Source organism: Primorskyibacter sp. S87 (assembly GCF_049801055.1).
In the GTDB taxonomy this organism is placed as follows: domain Bacteria; phylum Pseudomonadota; class Alphaproteobacteria; order Rhodobacterales; family Rhodobacteraceae; genus JBNAGF01.
Map to the genome: position 1 here is coordinate 1 of NZ_JBNAGF010000011.1, position 21835 is coordinate 21835.

A 21835-nucleotide genomic window follows, 5' to 3' on the forward strand; every position below is an offset into this window, starting at 1 on the left:
GGCTTTGTTGCACAAATCGGTTGAGGGATTCACTGTGTGAATCCAGCGTGATAGCTGTGCGTCATGAGCAGTTGGGCCCCCACGAAATACAAGACCAGGAATTGGTCATCTTACAATGAGGCGTTGAGACGGCGCGGGTCGCTGTCGATTTGGTTTGACCCTGATATGGTCTGGGTTCCGCCACCGAGCGGCAAGCGCGGTCGGCGACACAGCTTTAGTGATGCTGCGATCCAAACCTGCCTGACGATCAAGGTGCTGTTTGGCCTTCCGCTCCGACAGACGACAGGCTTTGTGGAAAGCTTGTTGCAGTTGGTCGGGCTGGACTGGGCAGTTCCCGATTTCAGCACGCTGTGCCGCCGCCAGAGGACGCTGAACGTGGACCTGTCGTATCGTGGCAGTACCGGCCCGCTGAACCTTCTGGTTGATAGCACAGGCATCAAAGCTGAAGGTGAAGGCGAATGGAACGCACGCAAGCATGGCGGTCCCAAACGACGCATTTGGCGCAAGATACACATAGGGATCGACGAGGAAACGTTGGAGGTTCGAGCGGTCGAGGTTACCAGCAGCAACATCGGTGACGCGCCCATGTTGCCTGAGTTGCTGAACCAGATCCCCAACGACCAGGACATCGGATCAGTAACCGGCGACGGGGCCTATGATACGCGCAAATGCCATGACGCGATTGCCGCCCGGAATGCCCACGCTGTCATTCCGCCGCGTAAGAACGCCAAGCCGTGGAAACCCAGCAGCGCCGGAGCCATCGCCCGGAACGAAGCGGTTAACGCCTCACGATACTTGGGCCGCGCCATTTGGCGACAATGGAGCGGATACCACCGAAGAAGCCGTGTCGAGACCAAGATGCACTGTGTGAAGCTGATGGGGCAAAGTCTCATGGCGAGAGACTTTGATCGGCAGGTCGCAGAGATCCAAATCCGTGTCGCAGTCCTCAACCGCTATACCGCTCTTGGCATTCCCGTCACAGAAGCCGTAGGCTAAATCCGTCCGGGGAAAGGGGAAGTCCCATCCTCACAGGATTTGTGCAACAAAGCAGCAACCAACTCAAATCAAACTGATCACTAATTAATTGCCTCCAACTCTCAGCGCGGCATTGAGGCGGATCAAGGACGTAACTTGGCTCACCAGGCACTGACACCAATCATACTCAAACAAGCTGCATCAACAAATCCCGCGTTGGGTGTTGAAGGCAGGTTAGGGTTCGACGCGATTATCCGGGTGAATCTGGCAGATGTCTTTGTTAACTGGCGGTGCTTCGGGGCTTTGCTGAAACTCGAAGCCCGGCGAGCAGGCCAGCTCAGTCCACCCGGTCGTCAATGAGCCATGTGGGAGATGAAAGCCTGCTGCAAAACGCGGCCCGCGTGGCTACCATTTCGAAACAGGGGGTGAGCCGTAAAAAGGCCCCCGTGCGATTGCGCTCCGGGGGCCTTCCTGCTCGAATTTCCGGGATCTGGGTTCAGCGGCCCCAGTTGCGAACCTCGCCGCAATCCATATGCACGAAATTGGACCGGGAATAGCGACCCACGCCACCGGCGCGGCAGGAAATGGCGGCCTTGGCCATTTGCCCGACGGATCGGGAGGATAGGCGGAGATCGGCAGCCTGACCTTTCATGTGCAGGGAATTCTTTGCAACGCCACGGGACCGGCGGCGCAGCATGGCATTTGTCTGTGGGCTGCGATAGCCCGACAGCAACATATAGGGTTCATTCACGTCCATCAGATTATGTGCTGCTGCCATGATGTCGATGGTGCGCAGATCCATGCCCTTGACCTGATCGGTCCGCCAATCGCGCATGAAGTGGTTAACCTCGGAGACGGCATCCTTGAGGTATTTGCCGTCAATCCAATAGACCATGTCGATCCGCTCACCGGTGCGCCCCGAATACATGCGGATCCGTCGGATATCACCGCCACCGCGGAGAAAACCTGCTGCTTTAGAATAGGTGGGTGCTGCTGCTACAGCGGTTGCTGCGAACGCGCCTAACAATGCGCGTCGAGTCAAGCCCGAACGTGTGATTTCTGTCATGTCTACTGCGTTGTCCCGTACGCTATGTCCTGCCTGCCCCCGATTTTTCGGAAGCTTTTTTTATAGTCATCCCCAGATGCCCGTTTCTATGCCACAGACAGATTTATGATCCAAGGATGGATTGTTGCCTGATCCCACCATGGCCTGATTTCGGCGAATTTTTGCGCAAATGGTCAAATTTCGAGTCGATTCGCCGCAGGCGATGCAATCGCGCATCAGCTTGTTGTGCCTTTGCCCGACTAAAGGTTTTGTGAATGGACTTCCCCATCGCTTTCTTAACATTTTGGAAGAAAGACGTTGATTTGCATCATTGCTGCCCACCTAGGACAACCCAGATGACCCCAGTTTTCCGTTCCCCAGTTTCCCGCTTTTTGACGGGTGTTACGCTTGCCGTCGGTCTGGCTCTTGCGGCGCCTGCTTCGGCACGGGCGCAGGTCACGGCCTTCAAACAGGCGGTTGCCGAGGCCGCATCAGCTGATTCCGATATCGCTGCCTTTTATCGCGGTCGGGGGTTCCGGCCGATCTGGACGGGTGAGGGGCACCAGGATCTGGCCCGACGTGCGGCCCTGCTGGACGCTATTGAAAATGTGGGAACTCACGGAATTCCGGACGCACGCTATGATGTGGACGCCATGCGCGCTCTGATGGCCGAGGCCCGAACGACCCGCGATCTTGGATTTGTGGAGGTGGAGATCAGCAAGCTGTTCCTTCGCTATGCAAAGGATCTCGACACTGGAATGCTGAAGCCGTCGACGATTGATGGCGGCATGCTGCGCGAAGTGCCATTGAAAGAGCGCAGCATTTATCTCGAAGAGTTCGCCGCCGCCGACCCAACCGTCTACTTGCGGGATCTGGCACCCAACACGCCGCAATACCTCGCGCTTGCCAAGACCCGGCTAAATCTGGAACAGCAGATTGCCGCAGGAGGCTGGGGCCCAACCGTCAGGGCCAAGAAGCTTGAACCGGGGATGTCCGGGTCCGCCGTGGTTGCCCTGCGTGACCGGCTGATTGCGATGGGCTTTTTGCGGCGTAGCGTGACCGACACCTTTGATCCGGGCATTGAGCGGGCCTTGCAAGCCTTTCAGCGAGCGCATGGACTGGAACCGGACGGCGTCGCCGGACCGGGAACTTTGGAAGAGATCAATCGGTCTCCGTCGGATCGGCTGCGTTCGGTTCTGGTGGCGATGGAACGGGAACGCTGGCTGCCCGATCAACTGGGTGACCGGCACATTCTGGTCAACCAGACGGATTTTACCGCAAAGATCATCGACGAGGGTGCGGTGACCTTTGAAACCCGCTCGGTGATCGGCAAGAACACGTCCGACCGCCGCAGCCCCGAGTTTTCGGACGAGATGGAGCATATGGTGATCAATCCGAGCTGGTATGTGCCACGTTCGATCATCACCAAGGAATACCTGCCCAAGCTGCGCGCCAACCCCAACGCGGTTGGGCACCTTGAGATCACAGACAGCCGCGGTCGTCGGGTCGGGCGGGATACGGACTTCTCGCAATACTCGGCCCGCAGCTTCCCCTTCGCGATGCGTCAGCCCCCGGGCAAGAAGAATGCGCTGGGGCTGGTGAAGTTCATGTTCCCGAACAAGCACAACATCTATCTTCACGACACCCCGCAAAAGCACCTGTTTGCGCGCGAAGTGCGGGCCTATTCGCATGGCTGCATTCGCCTCGCAGAGCCGTTCGACTTTGCCTATACCATTCTGGCGCTTCAAGAGGTTGATCCGAAAGGGTATTTCCACCGGATTCTCGACACGGGCAAAGAGACCAAAGTTGTGCTGGAGCAGAAAATCCCGGTGCACATCATCTACCGCACCGCTTATGCCACGCCAAAAGGCGTGGTGGAGTATCGGCGGGACATCTATGGCCGCGATGCAAAGATCTGGGAGGCCCTGAACAGAGCAGGGCTGGCCCTGCCGGGCGTTCAGGGGTAATCACTGGCCCAACAGAGATCAATTCAGGGGCCGGTACATGCATACAATTAGAGAGATCGCCGAAGCCCTCGGCGCAGAGGCCGCCGGGGATCTGGATCTGACGGTCAGCGCCGCCGCCGAACCGGGCATGGCCGGGCCCGATGATCTAGCGATGGCGATGTCACCGAAATATGCCGAGGGGCTGGCGGACGGCAGCGCACGCGCAGCAATGCTCTGGGTCGGTGCGGACTGGCGGGCGCTGGGATTGAAGGCCGCGATCTTTTCTCCGCGTCCCCGTATGGCTATGGCCGGAGTTTCCCGGATCATGGATAAGGGGCAGGGATATGCTTCGGGCATTCACCCCTCGGCTGTTATCGACCCAACCGCTGAGCTGGCCGACGACGTGGCGGTCGGCCCCCTGTCGGTGATCGGCCCACGCGCGAAAATCGGAGCCGGTAGCATCATCGGCCCGCATTGCGTGATCGGCGCGGATGTAACGCTCGGGACGGGGGCCTTTCTTCGCGAAATGGTGTCGATCGGTGCGCGTGCGCAGGTCGGAGACCGTTTCATCGCCCAGCCCGGAGCGCGGATCGGTTCGGATGGATTTTCGTTTGTGACCCCCGAATTGTCCGGTCCTGAAGCAGCTCGCCAGAGCATGAAGGATCAGGGTGACAGTAACGCGCAAAGCTGGCTGCGTATCAACTCGCTGGGTGCGGTCAGGATCGGCAACGATGTCGAGGTCGGGGCCAATGTTACAATAGACAACGGCACCGTACGTGACACTGAAATTGGTAACGGAACCAAATTGGATAATCAGGTCCATATCGGTCACAATTGTCGGATCGGACACGACTGCCTGCTGTGCGGGCAATCCGGGCTGTCCGGTTCGGTCGATATCGGCAACTATGTGGTGCTCGGCGGTCAAGCCGGCGTCGTCGACAACGTATTCGTGGGTGATCGGGCGATCATCAGCGGCGCGACCAAGGTTTTGTCTAATGTTCCCGCTGGTCGGGTTATGATGGGCTATCCGGCGGTGCGGATGGATCAGCACACCGAGATCTACAAGGCACAGCGGCGCTTGCCCCGGATCCTGCGTGACGTGGATGCGTTGAAAAAGGCGGTTTCCAAACTGGGACTGAGCGATTAAATCACCTCCAGACGCGCACAGAGGGGTCTGAGAATGAGCATCCGCGAAAAGGTTATCGCCATTGTCGCCGAACAGGCGGTTCTGGAACCGTCCGACGTGGCACCAGACAGCACGCTTGAAGATCTCGGGATCGACAGTCTCGGGCTGGTTGAAAGCATCTTTGCCATCGAAGAAGAGTTCGACATTTCGATCCCGTTCAATGCCAATGAGCCCGAGCAGAGCGATTTCGACATCTCCAGTGTGGAAGCCATCATCAAGGGCATCGAAAAGCTCGTGGCGGAAAAGGTCTGACGCGAACCGATGAAACGCGTTGTCATCACCGGAGCCGGAACAATCAATTCTCTGGGCCATTCCGTGCCCGATACATTGGAAGCCATGCGCGAAGGGCGCTGCGGTATTGGCGAGCTCGATTTTAGGGATGTGGACCGACTGGCAATCAAGATTGGCGGACAGGTGCGTGATTTCGAGGCCGAAGGACGGTTCAACCGTCAGCAGATGAGCCTGTATGACCGGTTCACCCAGTTCACCCTGACCGCTGCTCAGGAAGCGATTGCGCAGGCCGGTCTGGAGTTTAGCGGCGAGCTGGCCGCCAAGTCCGGCGTAGTGCTTGGCACCGCTGGTGGCGGCGTTTCAACTTGGGATGATAACTATCGGTCCGTCTATGAAGATGGCAAGAACCGGGTGCATCCCTTTGTTGTCCCGAAGCTGATGAACAATGCGGCCGCTAGTCACGTTTCGATGGAGCACAACCTGAAAGGGCCGAGCTTTACCGTGTCGACCGCCTGTGCCTCATCCAATCATGCGATGGCGCAGGCGTTTCAAATGGTGCGCTCGGGTATGGCGCCGGCGATGGTTACTGGCGGTTCCGAATCCATGCTCTGCTTTGGCGGGGTGAAAGCCTGGGAAGGCTTGCGGGTCATGTCCAAGGACGCCTGCCGCCCGTTCAGCGCCAACCGCAATGGAATGGTTCAGGGCGAGGGCGCCGGGGTTTTCGTGTTCGAGGATTTCGACCATGCCCGCGCTCGCGGCGCCGAGATCCTCTGCGAGGTTGCCGGGTTCGCCATGTCCTCGGACGCATCCGATATCGTGATGCCATCGAAACAGGGCGCGGCCCGCGCGATGGCCGGTGCGTTGAACGACGCCAAACTGAATGCCGAAGAGGTCGGTTATATCAACGCGCACGGAACCGGCACTGCCGCCAATGACAAGACGGAGTGCGCCGCCGTGGCTGGAGTGTTCGGACCCCATGCAGACAATCTGATGATCTCGTCCACCAAGTCGATGCACGGGCACCTGATCGGTGGCACAGGAGCGGTCGAATTGCTGGCCTGTATCATGGCGTTGCGGGACGGAGTCGTTGCCCCGACAATTGGCTACGAAGAGCCGGATCCTGAATGTGCGCTTGACGTGGTGCCCAACGAGGCACGTGAGGCAAAGGTTGATGTTGCGCTCAGCAATGCATTTGCCTTCGGCGGGTTAAATGCGGTTCTTGCGCTTAAAGCGGTCAAATAAAAATGCCGCCAAACCATGCGGTTGGCGGCATTTTCTCAGGTAGGCGTTCGGGTCAGTTCTTGACCACATCCACAATATCATAGCCGGCGGTGAAGCCTTGAAGAGACAACTTCAGTTCCACCGTCTGATCGGGTGCAGGCGCGGGAACCAGTGACACCGTGGCTTCGCTGCCCTTCTTGAAGGCTTCGATGTCCTGTTCGGTCAGACCAAGCTGGGCGATGCAGCCGATCGGATTGCAGAAGGAATAGGCATAACGCTTACCCGGAGCACCGTCGACCGAGATGGTCAATTGTGCCGGCAGCAGGGTTTCCAGCGGCACAATCACGGTTGCGCCTGCAACGGCTTGGCCACCGTTCTCCAACCGGAACAGGGAAATCTCGGCAATCTGGTTGCCGGCCTGATCATTCAGGATTTGCAGAAGCGAACACGGATCCTCCGGCCCTTCGGTCTTGATGCAAGCCAGGTTCCAGTCGCCAAATTTCTGGGTCGCATAGCGTTCACCCAATTTGGGGCCTTCGGGAACCGCTTGTCCCATATCCAGCACCTGATCAGCCTGCTGAGGCTCTTCCGAGGTGGTTTCCTGCGCAATGGCCGGCGTCATTGCCAAAGCGGTGGCGATTGCAAAGGAGGTCAAATGTCTGATCATGAATGCCTCATCGGTTTATCAGGACTGCTTTTTTGGTGCTCTAACACGCTCTGAACCCAGAGTCAGGCGCAAACGAAGCCGTAAAAAAGATTTGATTGCGTTCTCCGGGCGGATCGGCGTCAGGCTGCCGATCCGGGAGGGTTCATGGTTATAACGAAATCAATCTATCAGGTGGCGACTGCATACGGTAGACGTTGCAACATCCTGAAACCTCAATAAAAAAAGGGAACCATGCGGTTCCCTTTTTAATTTCTTATCTCCCCGTCGGACTGGCCGACTTAGTTATTGACCGAACGTTACGAAAGGGTCCGCTCTTGGTCAACAGCTAACTGCAAGATTCTTGTAACATTTTCGGTCGTGAACAGATTTTGGCAGGTCAGGTTCCGGTCTTGCGTGATCTCGGCCTGCTGGCTCTAATTGGCGTCACTCTGGTCCGATTGCGGGTCAAATAGCGGCGCAAATCGAAAAATGCCGTGCCCGGAGGCACGGCCAGTCTGACAGGGAGGAAGTTCGCCCCGGTTGGTTGAACCGTCCAGGGACAGAAATCACTATCGCAGTCAAAGGTTAACTTAGTATGGTGGCCCGGAGCGGAATGAAAAGTCGGGGCATAAGCAAATGAAAGACAAGGTCTTTATCGGGGGCGGCGGAGAGAATTATGAACAGCAGCAGGGGTTGGCACTAAAATATGCCAACCGTCACGGCCTGATCGCCGGAGCCACTGGCACCGGCAAGACCGTGACGCTGCAAATTCTGGCCGAAGGCTTCTCTGATGCCGGTGTTCCCGTGTTTCTCTCTGACGTAAAAGGCGATCTGTCTGGCCTTGCGGCGTCGGGGTCAGCGGATCACAAGCTCAACGATGCGTTTCAGTCGCGGGCCGCAACCATCGGCTTCGATGATTATGCATATCGGGCGTATCCGGTCACCTTTTGGGACATGTTCGGCAAACAGGGCCATCCGGTTCGCACCACCGTCGCCGAGATGGGGCCGCTGTTGCTGTCACGTCTGCTGGAACTCAGCGAAGCACAGGAAGGTGTTCTTAACATCGCCTTCCGCCTTGCCGACGAAGAAGGATTGCCGCTTCTCGATCTCAAGGATCTGCAGGCGCTATTGGTGTGGATCGGGGACAACCGCGCGCATCTCACCCTGCGATACGGCAATGTTTCGACGGCTTCGATTGGCGCGATTCAGCGCCGGTTGCTGGTGATCGAAAATCAGGGAGCGGCACAGTTGTTCGGTGAACCGGCGCTGGATCTGTCCGACCTTATGCGCACAGACGCCGAAGGCCGCGGGCAGATCAACGTATTGGCCTCCGACAAGCTGATGTCGGCGCCCGGGCTCTATGCGACCTTCCTGCTGTGGCTGCTCAGCGAGCTGTTCGAAGAATTGCCCGAGGTCGGTGACCCGGATAAACCCAAGCTGGTTTTCTTTTTTGACGAGGCGCATCTGCTTTTTGATGACGCGCCTGACGTGCTTGTCGACAAGGTCGAACAGGTTGCCCGCCTGATCCGCTCCAAAGGCGTCGGGGTCTACTTTATCACGCAGAATCCCGCAGATGTGCCCGAGGACATTCTCGGACAGTTGGGGAACCGGATCCAGCACGCATTGCGCGCCTTTACAGCCAAGGACCGCAAGTCGTTGAAGATGGCGGCTGAAACCTATCGGGAGAACCCGCGCTTTTCGACGGAACAGGCGATCCGGGAGGTCGGGGTTGGTGAGGCAGTTACATCAATGCTGCAGAAAAAGGGTGTGCCCGGCATTGTCGAGCGGACCCTGATCCGTCCGCCGTCATCGCAGTTGGGGCCAATAACCAAGGCGGAGCGCGCGACCATCATGGCTGCGTCTGATCTGGCGGGCCGTTATGACAAGACGTTGGATCGCAAGTCGGCCTATGAAATTCTGGCGCAACGCGCAGCAGCGGCATCGCAAGAAGCCGAAGCAGCAGAGGCCCGCGCCGAAGAGGCTACGGCGATGGAGAGGGAGTTCAACGCGGCGCGGCGGTATTCCGGGCGCAAAGTCGGCCGGTCTTCGGCCCGGTCAATGAAGCCAAAGGACACGTTCACCTCGGCCATGAGCGAGGCGGTCATCAAGGAACTTAAGGGGACCACTGGCCGCCGTATTGTACGAGGCATTCTCGGAAGCCTGTTCAAGGGGCGCTGACCCTGCGTGCCTTGCAGACCCCTCTAGCCGGTTTTGCGAACAGATCGGGTGGGTTCGTGGGCGTCCGACGTCGGACGAGCAAAGGTGGCGCTGTGCAGTTTCTGGCGGGCCCCCGCAGGTTCGAAGGGGCGATATAATCCGTTCGAAAACCGGGGCAGATCCAACGCCAGACCTCTCTTCACGAGTTCGGCGCCAATGTCGCGACCATCCGCCAGATAGCAGGTTGCGATCAGCCTGTCGCCAGACCTCTCTCCGGTCAGTTTCGCGGTGATGATCTGGCCTCGGCAAATGTTCACCATCGCCCATTTCGAGTTGCGACCCCAAGGCATGTCGATTTCCGGCGCATCGATGCCCGCCAGCCGGATCTTGGTTCTTTGAATTGCGATTGTGCCGCCATCTATGACCCACGCTCTGCCACGGATCTCCAAGGAGTCCGGAACAAGCGGCAGATTGGCTGCTGTTTGGTATGGGCTGAGGAGTCCCAAGCTGCGAATTGGCTTGGGCTGAGTTACGTTGCGCCGTACGCCGATCCGGTCATCGGGCCTGTTGCGATAGGCCCTACCGAACAGTTGGACAAATAGGATCAGGCCGACGGGAAAAATGATTACCGCAATCAGTTCCATCAATTCATTCAACGCATTTTCTTCTGCGCGAAAGGTAGCGAGACAGCGGACAGAGGTATTTCGATTTCCGGTCTTTGCGTTGCCAATTCGGGTCACAAAGAAAAACGGGCCCCAATGGGGCCCGCTACATCCGGTTTCGTTTCGGGTCAGCTGGTCATGTCATAGGCCCGTTCGCCATGAACCGACAGATCAAGCCCGTTGGTCTCGGTTTCCAGATCCACTCGCAATTCGGTTATGGCGGCTACGACCTTGACGAGGATGACAGTCACGACGGTGGTAAAGACCCCCACGATCACCAATCCGCCCAGCTGAGCCGCCCAGCTGCCAAGTCCGAATACGGCGATCATAATCGTGCCGAAAATACCGCCGACGCCGTGCACGGCGAATACATCCAGCGTGTCGTCGATCTTCAGCACGTTGCGGACAAGCGTAACCGCTTCCTGACACAACACCCCGGCGACCGCACCGATGGCGAACGCCTGAACGGGATCGACAAACCCGCTGGCGGGTGTGATCGAGGCAAGGCCGGCAATGGTGCCAGTCACCAGACCGACCAGTGAGGCTTTGCCATATTTGATCTTTTCCCACAGCGCCCAGCTGAGCGATGCAGTGGCCGCTGAAATATGGGTGACGGTCAGGGCCATTGCCGCGCCGCCGTCTGCGGCCAGCTGCGACCCACCGTTGAAGCCGAACCAGCCGACCCACAGCATCGCCGCGCCGATCATGACAAAGCCAGGATTGTGCGGCGGCGTTGTCCGGTTCTTTCTCGGGCCAAGGAACACGGCAATGATCAGTGCTGCGAGGCCCGCAGTTTCATGCACGACGATGCCGCCTGCGAAATCTTTCACTCCGGTTTCGCCAAAGATCCCGCCATCGGCCAGAAAACCGCCGCCCCAGATCCAGTGGACCACAGGGGCGTAACACAGCAGCATCCACAACCCCGAAAAGGTGAGCACAAAGGCAAATCCGACCCGCTCGACATAGGCGCCGACGATCAGCGCCGGGGTGATGATGGCAAAAGTCATCTGGAAGGCAAAGAACAGAACCTCGGGCAGGGTGCCCGACAGGCTTTCGGGTGTGATCCCGATCAGCAGGACTTTGTCCAAACCTCCCCAAAACCCGCTGGATCCGCCCCCAAAGGCAATGGAATACCCGGCAACAAGCCAGAGGATGCTCATCAGGCAGGCGATGGCAAAACAATGCATGAAGACACTGAGCACGTTTCGGGCGCGGACAAGCCCGCCATAAAACAAGGCCAGTCCGGGCAGGGTCATGAACAGGACCAGTGCTGTGGCGACGATGATCCAGGCTGTATCGGCTCCGTTCATTGGGTGGGCTCCTTTTTCGTTCCGATGAGTGGTGCCGCCGGTTGAAACCGAGGAGCGACGCGGAAAAAAGAGGCAAGGGGACGTGTTAGCGCCCAATTTGGGCGCTTTTTGTTGAGTGCTTGGTTTTTGGGCGCAATTCAGGCGCAAAGCCCTATTTGTGATCAGCCCCGGAATCTCGGCGTAACAAGGCCTGATGCAACATGCCCAGCGCATGATCCCGTGCCGCAAGGCGCACTGCATCGCGGCCAAGAGCGCCAAATTCCACGGTTTCCGTTGTTGTGTCTGCCCAATCGGCGGCCAGCCCGAAACAGACCCGGCCTTCGGGCTTAAACTCCGATCCTCCGGGGCCGGCGATGCCTGTGATCGAAACCGCCAGTTGAACCGGCGCATGGGCGAGAGCGCCATCTGCCATTTCCTGCGCAACTTCTTCCGAGACAGCGCCGAATGTGCTGAGCGTGACCGAGTTCACCCCGAGCATGTCCTGCTTGGCGCGGTTGGTGTAAGTCACGAAGCCCCGTTCGACCACGGCGGAGCTGCCGGGGATATCCGTCAGGGCCGCTACCACCATTCCGCCTGTGCAGCTTTCGGCCGTTGCAATCATCACGCCTGCCGATTTGGCCAGTCCGAGAACATCCGTCACACTCACAGCCCGAACACTCCATGTGCAAGCCCGGCCAGCACGATCACGCCACCGGCGGCAAAGATCCCGGCCCAGACATCATCAAGCATGACGCCGACAGGATCGTTGCGGCGATCGGCCCAGCCAACGAGGCCGGGTTTCCAGATGTCGAACAAGCGAAACAGGACAAAGGCACTGATCCAGCCGGGCCAGAGAACAAGGATATCGAGCCCCTTTGTCCAAGCCGACCAGGAAAGCGGCATCAGAGCGATGAACTGGCCGACAACTTCGTCGATCACGACTTCCGAAGGGTCGTGGTCTTCTTTTCCTTTGGTCAACTCGGTTGTGGCCCACACACCGAGTATGAACAGGGCTCCGGTCATCATCAGCAGCATTGGAAAGCCGCCCGAGCGGTGCAGCAGCCACGCAAGGGGCAGGGCGGCCAGCGATCCCCAGGTTCCGGGGGCCGGCTTCAGATAGCCCGCGCCGCAGACCGTGCCGATGAGCATTGCAAAGACCTTCATGGCTTGACCAGTGCAGCCGTTGCTATGGCGGCAATCCCTTCGCCGCGGCCAGTAAAGCCCAGCCTCTCGGATGTGGTGGCCTTGACCGAAATCTGATCTCCCTCCAGCCCCATGATCCGCGACATTTCCTGTTTCATTGCAGCGGCATGGGGGCCGATCTTGGGGTGTTCGCAGACCAGGGTGCAGTCGACATTTGATATGCTATATCCGCGCTCGCGAGCAAGATCGACGGCGTGGCGAAGAAAGATTTCCGAGGCCGCGCCCTTCCATTGAGGATCCGAAGGCGGGAAATGCTGGCCGATATCACCGTCCGCCAGCGCCCCGTAGATCGCGTCGGTCACGGCGTGCATGCCGACATCGGCGTCAGAGTGGCCTTGCAGCCCCCGGTCATGGGGAACCTGTATACCGCAGAGGATTACGTGGTCGCCTTCGCCAAAGCGATGCACGTCATATCCGTTGCCAAGCCTGATATCCATCGTGTCCCCGTCCTGCATAGATTTCTTTTGGTTCGGGCCGCTCTCGGTCGGCCGGTTCTGGGTCAGGATCCGTTCGGCTCGGGCAAAATCCTCGGGCCGGGTGATCTTAATATTGTCTGGACTGCCCTGTGTGATTCTGACGTTGATCCCGGCCGCGCGGGCCACCTCGACGTCGTCGGCGGCACCGCCAGAATGGGCAGTGTGAGCGGCCCGGATTGCGGCGAATGCAAATCCTTGCGGCGTTTGCGCCGCGAACAACCCGTTCCGGTCCTGTGTTCCCGTGACCATGTCGCCGACGCCCGTCCAGAGAGCGTCAGTGATACCAAGCCCCGGCGCGGCCGCTTCATGGTGATCCAATGCCCGGATCACGCTGTTAATCGTTCCCGCATCGACGCAAGGCCGGGCCACGTCATGGATCAGCACTTTGTCCACGCCATGCGCTGCCAACGCATCAAGTCCGTTTCGTACGGAAGTAGCGCGATCTGCCCCGCCTTTGGCCAGAATCAGGTCGGGTTGTCCTGCAAACCCGGTCCATGCTGCGCTGTCTTCGGGCGACAGTACCAATGCGATCAGGTCGACATTGGGGGCGCGGCGAAAGGCATCGAGCGTCCAGTCCGCTACCCGGCGGCCGGCCAGCTCACGCCATTGCTTGGGAACCCCGCCGCCAGCGCGCTGTCCGCGGCCTGCGGCGACGATCAGGGCGGCTGTGGTCATGGGTGGTTCCTTCGTCTGGCGTCGCGGGACATTGTTTAGGGCCTGCCGGTCGAGGAGGCAATCACCCGACATTACTTGCTTAAAAAATGTGCAGCGCGCGGGTAATGGTGAAAATATAGCCCTGAATATGTTGCCCGTAAGCCGAGAAATGCATAGCACAGGGGAAAATGCACAAGGAATAGGCACATTGCCCGCTGCAACGGAACCGATCAAACTTGACGGCTCAGAACTGACACCGCCGATCGCGCTGGCGCCGATGGCTGGCATTACCGATCGGCCGTTCCGTGACCTGGTACGCAGTTTCGGAGCGGGGCTGGTGGTGTCCGAAATGGTTGCCAGTCAGGAGATGGTGCAGGCCAAGCCGGGCGTTCGGGAACGCGCTGAGTTGAGCGCGGATGTTGAAAACACTGCCGTTCAACTGGCTGGACGCGATACCTACTGGATGGCCGAAGCGGCACGGCAGGTCGCAGATCGCGGCGCCCGGATCATTGACATCAATATGGGATGCCCGGCCAAGAAGGTCACCAACGGCTATTCAGGCTCGGCTCTTTTGAAAACACCCGATCACGCCCTGTCGCTGATCGAGGCCGTCGTTGCCGCAGTCTCGGTGCCCGTGACACTCAAGACTCGCCTCGGCTGGGACGATACCTTGCTCAACGCCGCCGAGGTTGCCCGTCGGGCAGAATCTGCTGGTGTGCAGATGGTTACAATTCACGGCCGCACCCGATGCCAGTTCTACAAGGGGCGGGCCGATTGGGCGGCCATTCGTTCAGTGAAAGAGGCGGTCACTGTCCCCGTTCTTGCAAATGGCGATATCATCGGAACAGACTCGGCACGGCAGGCTTTGCAGCTTTCCGGCGCTGATGGAGTCATGGTCGGACGCGGGGCGCAAGGGCGCCCGTGGATGCTGGCGCAGATCTCCAGTGATTTGTGGGGTGCGCCGGCGCCGCACATCCCGCAGGGGGGCGATCTCATTGACATGGTGCAGGGGCACTACGCAGCAATGCTGTCCTTTTACGGACAGGATTTGGGGGTTCGCGTCGCGCGCAAGCATCTGGGTTGGTACATGGATGACGCCCGAACACCCACTGGATTGCGCAGGGCGGTTCTGACATCTCGGGATCCGAGTGAGGTGGCGCGTTTTCTGGCGGATGCCCTCATGCCGCACGAGGAGACCGCAGCATGAGGGACGCTCCGGAGTTCGAAGCCGCGCTCTGGTCGTCGCTGCCTATCCCGGCTTTTGTGGTCGATGAAGACAACCGGATTGCCGAGGTCAACAGCGCCGGTGAGGGGTTTCTGAACGCCTCCGCCAAAGCTGTAATCGGCACCCCGGTCTGGGACCAGTTGGCCATCGATGCACCGATCGAAGAGGCGTTTGCGCGCGCCCGTCGTGACGGCACACCCCTGTTTGTCAATGATATCGATGTCGGCTCGGGCAACCGGGCGCCGCTGCAATGCGGATTACAGATCGCGCCGTTGCAAGGGGTTCCCGGGCAAATGCTTGTGCTGCTTTCGCCGCGGGAACTGGCAGAACGAGTCACCCAAAGCCATTCGGTCAAATCCTCGGCGCAATCCGCGATCGGTATGGCCGAGATGCTGGCCCATGAAATCAAGAACCCGCTGGCGGGGATTACCGGCGCTGCCCAGCTGCTTAGCATGAATCTGGCCCCGGAAGATCTTGAACTCACTGACCTAATAGTCGAGGAAAGCCGGCGCATCGTGAAGCTGCTGGAACAGGTTGAGCAGTTCGGAAACCTGTCGCCACCCGACATGAAGGCGGTCAACATCCACGATGTGCTGGATCGTGCCCGGCGCTCGGCGCTGCTGGGGTTTGGCGCACATATGACCATCACCGAGGAATACGACCCGTCATTGCCGTTGGCGTTCGGCGACCCCGATCAGTTGCTTCAGGTGGTGCTGAACCTGCTTAAGAACGCGTCCGAAGCCGCCGGATCCGGCCGAAACGGGGGCGGGACCATTCGTCTGCGCAGCTATTTTGAACACAGTTTTCGCCTGCGGCGCAGCGACGGCTCGGGCCACTCGCTGCCATTGCAGATCGAGATCATCGACGACGGACCGGGCATTCCCGACGCCCTGCGCGCCGATCTGTTCGATCCGTTTGTTTCAGGGCGCGAGAACGGCACCGGCTTGGGCCTGGCGCTGGTTAGCAAGATCATTTCCGACCACGGAGGCTGGATCTCGGTGACGTCGGTTCCCGGCCGAACCGTATTCCGGCTGTCCCTGCGGCGGGTGCCGCCGGGCTTTGACCAAGAGGAGAACTCCTGATGGATGGCACAGTCCTTGTCGCCGACGACGACCGCACGATCCGCACGGTTCTGACCCAGGCGCTGACGCGAGCCGGATGCAAGGTCCATGCCACGTCTTCCTTGACCACGCTGATGCGATGGGTTGGCGAAGGCAAGGGGGACGTCGTCATTTCGGATGTGGTCATGCCCGACGGAAACGGGCTTGAGATGCTGCCCAAGATTGCCGAGGAACGCCCAGGCCTGCCGGTGATCGTTATTTCGGCGCAGAACACCATTATGACTGCGATACAGGCGGCAGAGGCAGAGGCTTATGATTATCTGCCCAAGCCTTTTGACCTGCCGGATCTGATGAAGCGAACGGGGCGGGCACTTGAGCAGAAGCGCCGGGTGGTCTCGGACCCGCGAAGTGACGAGGATGAACGCCCGGACGAGTTGCCATTGGTCGGCCGAACGCCGGTCATGCAGTCCCTTTATCGTTTGGTGGCGCGGGTTATGAATACGGATCTGCCAGTGATCGTCTCTGGTGAGAGCGGCACCGGAAAGTCCCTGATAGCAAAGGCGATACATGATTTCTCGGATCGGCGAACATTGCCGTTCGTCACGGTCACTGGGGCCGATCTACACGATCTCGAAGGGCCAGCTCGGGTGTTGGCACGGGTCAAGGGCGGCACGCTGTTGTTTGATGAGGTCGCAGGTATCGAAGACGAGGTGCAGGCGCGCATCGTGCGCATGATAGATGCTCCAGGCGACCATGTTCCGCGATTTCTGGCTACCAGCCAGGGCGATCTTGCGCAGGCGATGGAGCAGGGCAAGTTGCGGCAGGATCTTTACTACCGGCTGTGCGGCGCAACCATTCAGGTGCCGTCCCTGCGTGAGAGAGTCGACGACATTCCGTTGCTGACCGAACACTTCCTTGCGCGTGCCGAGCAGGACGGCGCATCGAAACGCTACCTTTCGGAAGAGGCCGAAGCGTTGATCCGGGCCTATAGCTGGCCGGGCAATGTCCGGCAGCTGGAAAACGCAGTGCGTCGGCTCGGGCTGACCAGCCGCGCCGACGAGATCACCCGGATCGAGGTAGAGACCGTGCTGGGCAGCCAGCCAGAAGTGGAGCCCGTTCTGGGCGGCGGGGACTCCGAAAAGCTGTCAGCCTCGATCGCACGGCATCTGAGGCGCTACTTTGATTTGCACGGAAACATGCTGCCGCCGCCGGGGCTCTACGGGCGAATCCTCCGCGAGATGGAAACACCGCTTATCGAAATTGCTCTAGAGGCAACCGGTGGAAATCAGGCAAAATGCGCGGACCTTTTAGGTATCAATCGCAATACTTTGCGCAAGAAAATCACTGATCTCGATATTCAGGTGACACGCCGCCGTAAGCTGATGTAATATGGCCACACAAACCGTGGCACACCGGGCGCAGTCCTTGGAACGACCACGAGATATGGCGGTTCGTTGCGCAAGCAACACATCAGGATGAGGGCAGCAGGTGGCCACACGGTCGCGAAAAGGGCCTTTTGTAGCATTAGGCAGATGGCGCAAGACGCGTCGGGCCCGAAATATCGGAACTCTTGGCCTTGTTTTGCTGGGTCCTGCGCTGGCTTTGGCCACGTTTCTTGTGCTTGGGCCGTTCAATCGCGGGGCTTCGGCTCCGGCGCTGCGATTCATCCTGCTTGCGGATCTGGTCTACATTCTGGCTGTCGCAACGCTGGTTCTGGGGCAACTGGTCAGCCTGATCGCGGCGCGCCGGGCCAAATCGGCGGGTTCTCGCCTGCACTTGCGTCTCATTGCGACCTTTGCGCTTTTGGCGCTGGCACCTGCCGTTTCGGTGGCGATCTTTGCCGGTTTGACGATCAACATCGGTCTCGAAGGCTGGTTCTCGGAACGCGTGCGTGAAGTGGTCGGATCTTCTCTGGCCGCCGCGCAAGCCTATGAGGAAGAACAGCGTGAGGATCTGTCCGAGGATGCCGTCGCGCTGGCGCGTTTCCTGGATCAAAGCCGGCAGGTAAATTTCTTTATCAACGACGCGGAATTGCGGGTTCTGCTGGCGCAGGGGCAAACCCAGGTTCAGCGGGGATTGCGAGAGGCCTATATCATCAATGGCGCGGGTGAGATCCGCACACGTGGTGAGCGGTCCTATCTCTTTGACTTTGAGCGCCCCGACGAAGAACAACTGGTCACGGCCTCCGAGGATGGATTGGCCATCATCCAGGATTGGGACAATAACGAGTTTCGTGCGCTGGTTCCGCTGGGGTCATTCGTGGACCGCTTTCTTTATGTCAGCCGCGACGTGGATGGCGAGATCCTCAACCTTCTCGATGACACCAAGGAAACCGTGCATCTCTATCAGCAGCTTGAGAGCGAACGGGGCAGGGTGCTGTTCGAGTTTGGTCTTTTGTATATCGGCTTTGCGCTGATCCTGATTCTTGCGGCCATCTGGCTGGGATTGTGGTTTGCAGAACGGCTGTCTCGCCCGGTGGGCCGGCTTACGACTGCTGCACAGAGGGTCGGCGCCGGAGATCTAGACGTGCAGGTGGTCGAGGAAGAGGGCGATGATGAGATCGCCATGCTTGGCCGCTATTTCAACCAGATGACCCGTCAGCTGAAAGGGCAGCGCGAAACGCTTCTTGATAACACCCGCCAGATCGAACGGCGCCGCCGCATGTTCGATTCCGTGCTCAGCTCGGTCACCTCGGGTGTGGTTGGTCTGGATTCACAGGGTCGGGTGACCTTTGTGAACCGATCCGCCGAGCGGCTACTCGGTTGGTCCGGCGACGAGCAATCTCTGGCGCTTTCGGTTGCAGTGCCCGAATTCGGACCATTGTTCGATCAGATCTCGACAGGGCCAAAGGAAGTTGCTCAGGACGAAATCAAGGTCTCCAGGCAGGGCCGGCAGGAGAACCTGCTGGTGCGGATGGCCACCCGTCGGGGCGAGGACGGAGGGCTTGAGGGTTACGTGGTGGCCTTTGACGACGTGACCGACCTTGTCAGCGCACAGCGAATGGCGGCATGGGGCGATGTGGCACGACGAATTGCACATGAGATCAAGAACCCATTGACGCCGATTCAGTTGAGTGCCGAGCGGATCAAACGTAAGTTCTCGCGGCAACTCCCTGAAGAGGATGCGGAAAAGCTTGACGCGATGACGGACGTGATCGTGCGGCAGACCAATGATTTGCGACGGATCGTGGACGAATTTTCCAAGTTTGCACGGATGCCGGAACCGGATCGGCAGCCCGAAGATCTCAAGGCACTGGTGGCGGACGCGGTGCTGTTGCAGCAGACCGGCCAACCTGACGTGAAGATCACGGCTGACTTGCCCGAAACTCCACTGCGCGCCGATCTCGACGCGACCATGCTCAGCCAGGCTCTGACCAACCTGATCAAGAATGCCGGCGAAGCCATCGGCACGTTGCAGCAAAAAGGCGCGCCAGAGGGACATGCGCCGGAAATCCGGGTGGCGCTTCGCGGTGATGACCAAAAGGATGGGGCAGGGTGCATCCTGACCATTGCCGACAACGGCATCGGGTTGCCCGAAGACCGGGCACGGTTGTTTGAACCTTATGTGACCACACGCGACGAAGGCACCGGCCTCGGGTTGCCGATTGTCAAGAAAATCATAGAAGAACACGGCGGTACGCTGGCCCTTGAGGACGCTCCCGCCTTTGACGGACAGGACCATTTTGGCGCAATGGCCGTCATCCGTCTGCCCGTGCTGCCCGACAATGCGGCCGGAGAACAAGAGCAGAGCGCCTCCCGGAGTGACGGGGTCCAGAAGATAGCGGAGACAGGATAGAAATGAGTGACATTCTAATAGTTGATGACGAACGCGATATCCGGGAACTGGTCTCGGACATTCTGGAAGACGAAGGTTTCAGCACGCGGTTGGCGGGAAACTCGGACGACTGCATGAAAGAGATTAATAACGAACCTCCGGGGCTGTTGATTCTCGATATCTGGCTGAAAGACAGTCGAATGGACGGGATCGACATCCTCAAGGCGGTGAAGCGCGACAACCCGGATGTGCCGGTGGTGATCATCTCTGGCCACGGCAATATCGAGATTGCAGTCGCAGCCATCAAGCAGGGCGCTTACGACTTTATCGAAAAGCCGTTCAATATCGATCAGCTCATGGTCGTGATCCGGCGTGCTATGGAAACGTCCCGCCTGCGGCGCGAGAACAGCGCGCTCAAGCGTCGGGAACTGACCAGTGCCGAAATGATTGGCTCCTCGGCGGCGTTCCGAACCTTGCTGGGGCAACTGGAAAAGGTCACCAAATCCAATGGCCGCGTGATGTTGTCTGGGCCGGCCGGTTCGGGCAAGGAGGTCGCCGCACGCTACATTCACGCGAACTCCAGCAGGGCCAAGGCACCGTTTGTCACCGTCAATTGCGCCGGTGTCGAACCCGACCGGATGGAAGAGGTCCTGTTTGGTCGTGAAAGTACCGAACGGGGCGTGGAACCGGGCCTGCTGGAGCAGGCTCATGGCGGCGTTGTCTATTTTGACGAGGTGGCGGACATGCCGCTCGGCACCCAGTCCAAGATCCTTCGGGTGCTGGTGGATCAGCAGTTTCAGCGCGTTGGCGGCACCGACAAGGTTCGGGTCGATCTTCGGGTCATTTCGTCAACCAACAGGGATTTGGATGCGGAAATCCGGGCTGACCGGTTTCGGCAGGAGCTTTACCACCGGCTCAACGTGGTGCCGATTCCCGTTCCCTCACTGGAAGAGCGCCGCGAAGACATCCCGGAACTGGCGGCCCATTTCATCGCGGAGTTCCACGATGCCCAGGGCCTTCCATTGCGCGAGTTGAGCGAAGAGGCGGTTGCGTTGATGCAGACGATGATCTGGCCGGGCAATGTCAGGCAGCTCAAAAACCTCGTCGAACGGGTGCTGATCCTCGGGGACGGCACCGGACCGATCGAAGCGCGCGAGTTGCCGAACGACTCCGAAGGCGGAAACGATGATGGTCGTGTGGTTCTGTCCGGTGCGCTGGCAACGCTGCCGTTGCGCGAAGCCCGCGAGGCGTTTGAGCGTGAGTATCTGCTGACTCAGATCAACCGGTTCGGCGGCAATATCAGCCGCACGGCCTCATTTGTGGGGATGGAGCGAAGTGCGCTGCATCGCAAGCTCAAGTCGTTGGGCGTGGTGACGTCGAACAAGGCAGGCGCACGCGTTGCCCATGTCGACGAAGAAGCCACCGAGGCCGCACAGTAGCACACATCGATCAGGAGGCGGCGCACGAAGGGCGCCGCCAGTCATCCCGTGAGGTCAGCTTTTGCTGGCAATTTGCGGTGTTACGATTTGATAGCTGCCATCGCTGTTCTTCACGTAACAGGAACTTTCGGACAGGTTCGGAAGCTTAGTAGTGCGCTGCGGGGCAACCTGCGCGCGCACGCCTTGGCTGCACTGTGGAAGAGAGACCGGTTGATATCCCTTTTGCGCCATGCACTGACCCAGCACCCGGTTACGCAGATCCTTGTTGACATCCACGGTATAAATGCCGCCGTCAACCCAATATCCGGGCCGATACCAGCAATTGCCGTAGCCGTCGCAAACCGGGTAACCGGGATAGTAGATTGGTGCGCGCTGCCGCACCTGATTGGCCACTGGAGCGTCCTTCAGTGCCTTGACCTCACAATTGGTGTGGTCGGTCTGCATTCTGGTGACAGAAACCCCCGGCCTGTAGAACAGATCCAACGGCCCGGCGCAGGCACCCAGAAGCAGGACAAGTGGCAGAAAACGAACAGAAACTCTCATCCGGTGAGTCTTACACGGCTTTGAAACGCTTTGACAAACGAATTGACCGTTTCGGACCCTTCTGTCATGCAGGGTTCTTGCAAAGATCCGGGCAAAGATCCG

Annotated in this window: 19 protein-coding genes; 11 read left to right on the plus strand and 8 right to left on the minus strand. The window is 59.2% G+C overall.

Features of this window, described 5'->3' with window-relative positions; all coding sequences use genetic code 11:
* Positions 1–63: 63 nt before the first annotated feature.
* Complete coding sequence (locus tag ACP15U_RS16715) at positions 64–996, plus strand: IS5 family transposase (RefSeq protein WP_425043710.1); 933 nt, start codon at positions 64–66, stop codon at positions 994–996.
* Positions 997–1471: 475 nt separating this feature from the next.
* Here the strand turns inward: ACP15U_RS16715 and ACP15U_RS16720 are convergent, their stop codons facing one another.
* Positions 1472–2041, minus strand: a complete 570-nt coding sequence (locus ACP15U_RS16720) for a YcbK family protein (RefSeq protein ID WP_425046298.1) — start codon at positions 2039–2041, stop codon at positions 1472–1474.
* A gap of 335 nt (positions 2042–2376) precedes the next feature.
* Here ACP15U_RS16720 and ACP15U_RS16725 point away from each other — a divergent pair, with 335 nt between their 5' ends.
* Genes ACP15U_RS16725 through ACP15U_RS16740 form a run of 4 tightly spaced genes read left to right on the plus strand, consistent with a single transcriptional unit; the run spans position 2377 to position 6625 of the window.
* Positions 2377–3987, plus strand: coding sequence for a L,D-transpeptidase family protein (locus ACP15U_RS16725; RefSeq protein ID WP_425046299.1), 1611 nt, complete (start codon positions 2377–2379; stop codon positions 3985–3987).
* Positions 3988–4024: 37 nt separating this feature from the next.
* Positions 4025–5113 carry a UDP-3-O-(3-hydroxymyristoyl)glucosamine N-acyltransferase gene (locus ACP15U_RS16730; protein ID WP_425046300.1) on the plus strand — a complete coding sequence of 363 codons (1089 nt, stop codon included), beginning with the start codon at positions 4025–4027 and terminating at the stop codon, positions 5111–5113.
* Between the two features lie 33 nt (positions 5114–5146).
* Positions 5147–5404 (plus strand): acyl carrier protein, encoded by a 258-nt coding sequence (locus tag ACP15U_RS16735; protein WP_425046301.1) that lies wholly within the window; start codon positions 5147–5149, stop codon positions 5402–5404.
* Between the two features lie 9 nt (positions 5405–5413).
* The gene (locus ACP15U_RS16740; protein WP_425046302.1) at positions 5414–6625 is read left to right on the plus strand and encodes a beta-ketoacyl-[acyl-carrier-protein] synthase family protein; all 1212 of its coding nucleotides are present in this window, start codon (positions 5414–5416) and stop codon (positions 6623–6625) included.
* 52 nt (positions 6626–6677) lie between these two features.
* Here the strand turns inward: ACP15U_RS16740 and ACP15U_RS16745 are convergent, their stop codons facing one another.
* Positions 6678–7271: an invasion associated locus B family protein gene (locus ACP15U_RS16745; protein WP_425046303.1), complete on the minus strand. Its 594-nt coding sequence runs from the start codon at positions 7269–7271 to the stop codon at positions 6678–6680.
* 615 nt (positions 7272–7886) lie between these two features.
* Between ACP15U_RS16745 and ACP15U_RS16750 the strand changes: the two genes are divergently transcribed.
* Entirely contained in the window at positions 7887–9428 is a 1542-nt protein-coding gene (locus ACP15U_RS16750; protein ID WP_425046304.1) for a helicase HerA-like domain-containing protein, read from the plus strand.
* A 23-nt stretch (positions 9429–9451) separates the two neighbouring features.
* Here ACP15U_RS16750 and ACP15U_RS16755 read toward each other — a convergent pair whose 3' ends face one another.
* The 5 genes from ACP15U_RS16755 to ACP15U_RS16775 form a co-directional block, all read right to left on the minus strand.
* Positions 9452–10063 carry a thermonuclease family protein gene (locus ACP15U_RS16755; protein ID WP_425046305.1) on the minus strand — a complete coding sequence of 204 codons (612 nt, stop codon included), beginning with the start codon at positions 10061–10063 and terminating at the stop codon, positions 9452–9454.
* A gap of 134 nt (positions 10064–10197) precedes the next feature.
* Positions 10198–11379, minus strand: a complete 1182-nt coding sequence (locus tag ACP15U_RS16760; protein WP_425046306.1) for an ammonium transporter — start codon at positions 11377–11379, stop codon at positions 10198–10200.
* 151 nt (positions 11380–11530) lie between these two features.
* Positions 11531–12025, minus strand: a complete 495-nt coding sequence (locus ACP15U_RS16765) for a CinA family protein (protein ID WP_425046307.1) — start codon at positions 12023–12025, stop codon at positions 11531–11533.
* On the minus strand, positions 12022–12522 hold the full coding sequence (locus tag ACP15U_RS16770) for a phosphatidylglycerophosphatase A family protein (RefSeq protein ID WP_425046308.1): 501 nt from the start codon (positions 12520–12522) through the stop codon (positions 12022–12024). The genes ACP15U_RS16765 and ACP15U_RS16770 overlap by 4 nt, the downstream gene beginning before the upstream one ends.
* Positions 12519–13712, minus strand: a complete 1194-nt coding sequence (locus ACP15U_RS16775; RefSeq protein ID WP_425046309.1) for a bifunctional 2-C-methyl-D-erythritol 4-phosphate cytidylyltransferase/2-C-methyl-D-erythritol 2,4-cyclodiphosphate synthase — start codon at positions 13710–13712, stop codon at positions 12519–12521. The genes ACP15U_RS16770 and ACP15U_RS16775 overlap by 4 nt, the downstream gene beginning before the upstream one ends.
* Positions 13713–13860: 148 nt before the next feature.
* Between ACP15U_RS16775 and dusB the strand changes: the two genes are divergently transcribed.
* The 5 genes from dusB to ACP15U_RS16800 all read left to right on the plus strand — a co-directional run bounded on the left by dusB (position 13861) and on the right by ACP15U_RS16800 (position 21190).
* Positions 13861–14898 (plus strand): tRNA dihydrouridine synthase DusB, encoded by a 1038-nt coding sequence (gene dusB / locus ACP15U_RS16780; protein ID WP_425046310.1) that lies wholly within the window; start codon positions 13861–13863, stop codon positions 14896–14898.
* Positions 14895–15998 carry a two-component system sensor histidine kinase NtrB gene (locus ACP15U_RS16785; protein WP_425046311.1) on the plus strand — a complete coding sequence of 368 codons (1104 nt, stop codon included), beginning with the start codon at positions 14895–14897 and terminating at the stop codon, positions 15996–15998. The genes dusB and ACP15U_RS16785 overlap by 4 nt, the downstream gene beginning before the upstream one ends.
* Entirely contained in the window at positions 15998–17365 is a 1368-nt protein-coding gene (locus ACP15U_RS16790; protein ID WP_425046312.1) for a response regulator, read from the plus strand. The genes ACP15U_RS16785 and ACP15U_RS16790 overlap by 1 nt, the downstream gene beginning before the upstream one ends.
* Before the next feature lie 100 nt (positions 17366–17465).
* Complete coding sequence (locus tag ACP15U_RS16795) at positions 17466–19772, plus strand: ATP-binding protein (protein ID WP_425046313.1); 2307 nt, start codon at positions 17466–17468, stop codon at positions 19770–19772.
* Positions 19773–19774: 2 nt separating this feature from the next.
* Positions 19775–21190 (plus strand): sigma-54-dependent transcriptional regulator, encoded by a 1416-nt coding sequence (locus ACP15U_RS16800; protein WP_425046314.1) that lies wholly within the window; start codon positions 19775–19777, stop codon positions 21188–21190.
* A gap of 54 nt (positions 21191–21244) precedes the next feature.
* Here ACP15U_RS16800 and ACP15U_RS16805 read toward each other — a convergent pair whose 3' ends face one another.
* Complete coding sequence (locus tag ACP15U_RS16805; RefSeq protein WP_425046315.1) at positions 21245–21733, minus strand: hypothetical protein; 489 nt, start codon at positions 21731–21733, stop codon at positions 21245–21247.
* Positions 21734–21835 lie beyond the last annotated feature (102 nt).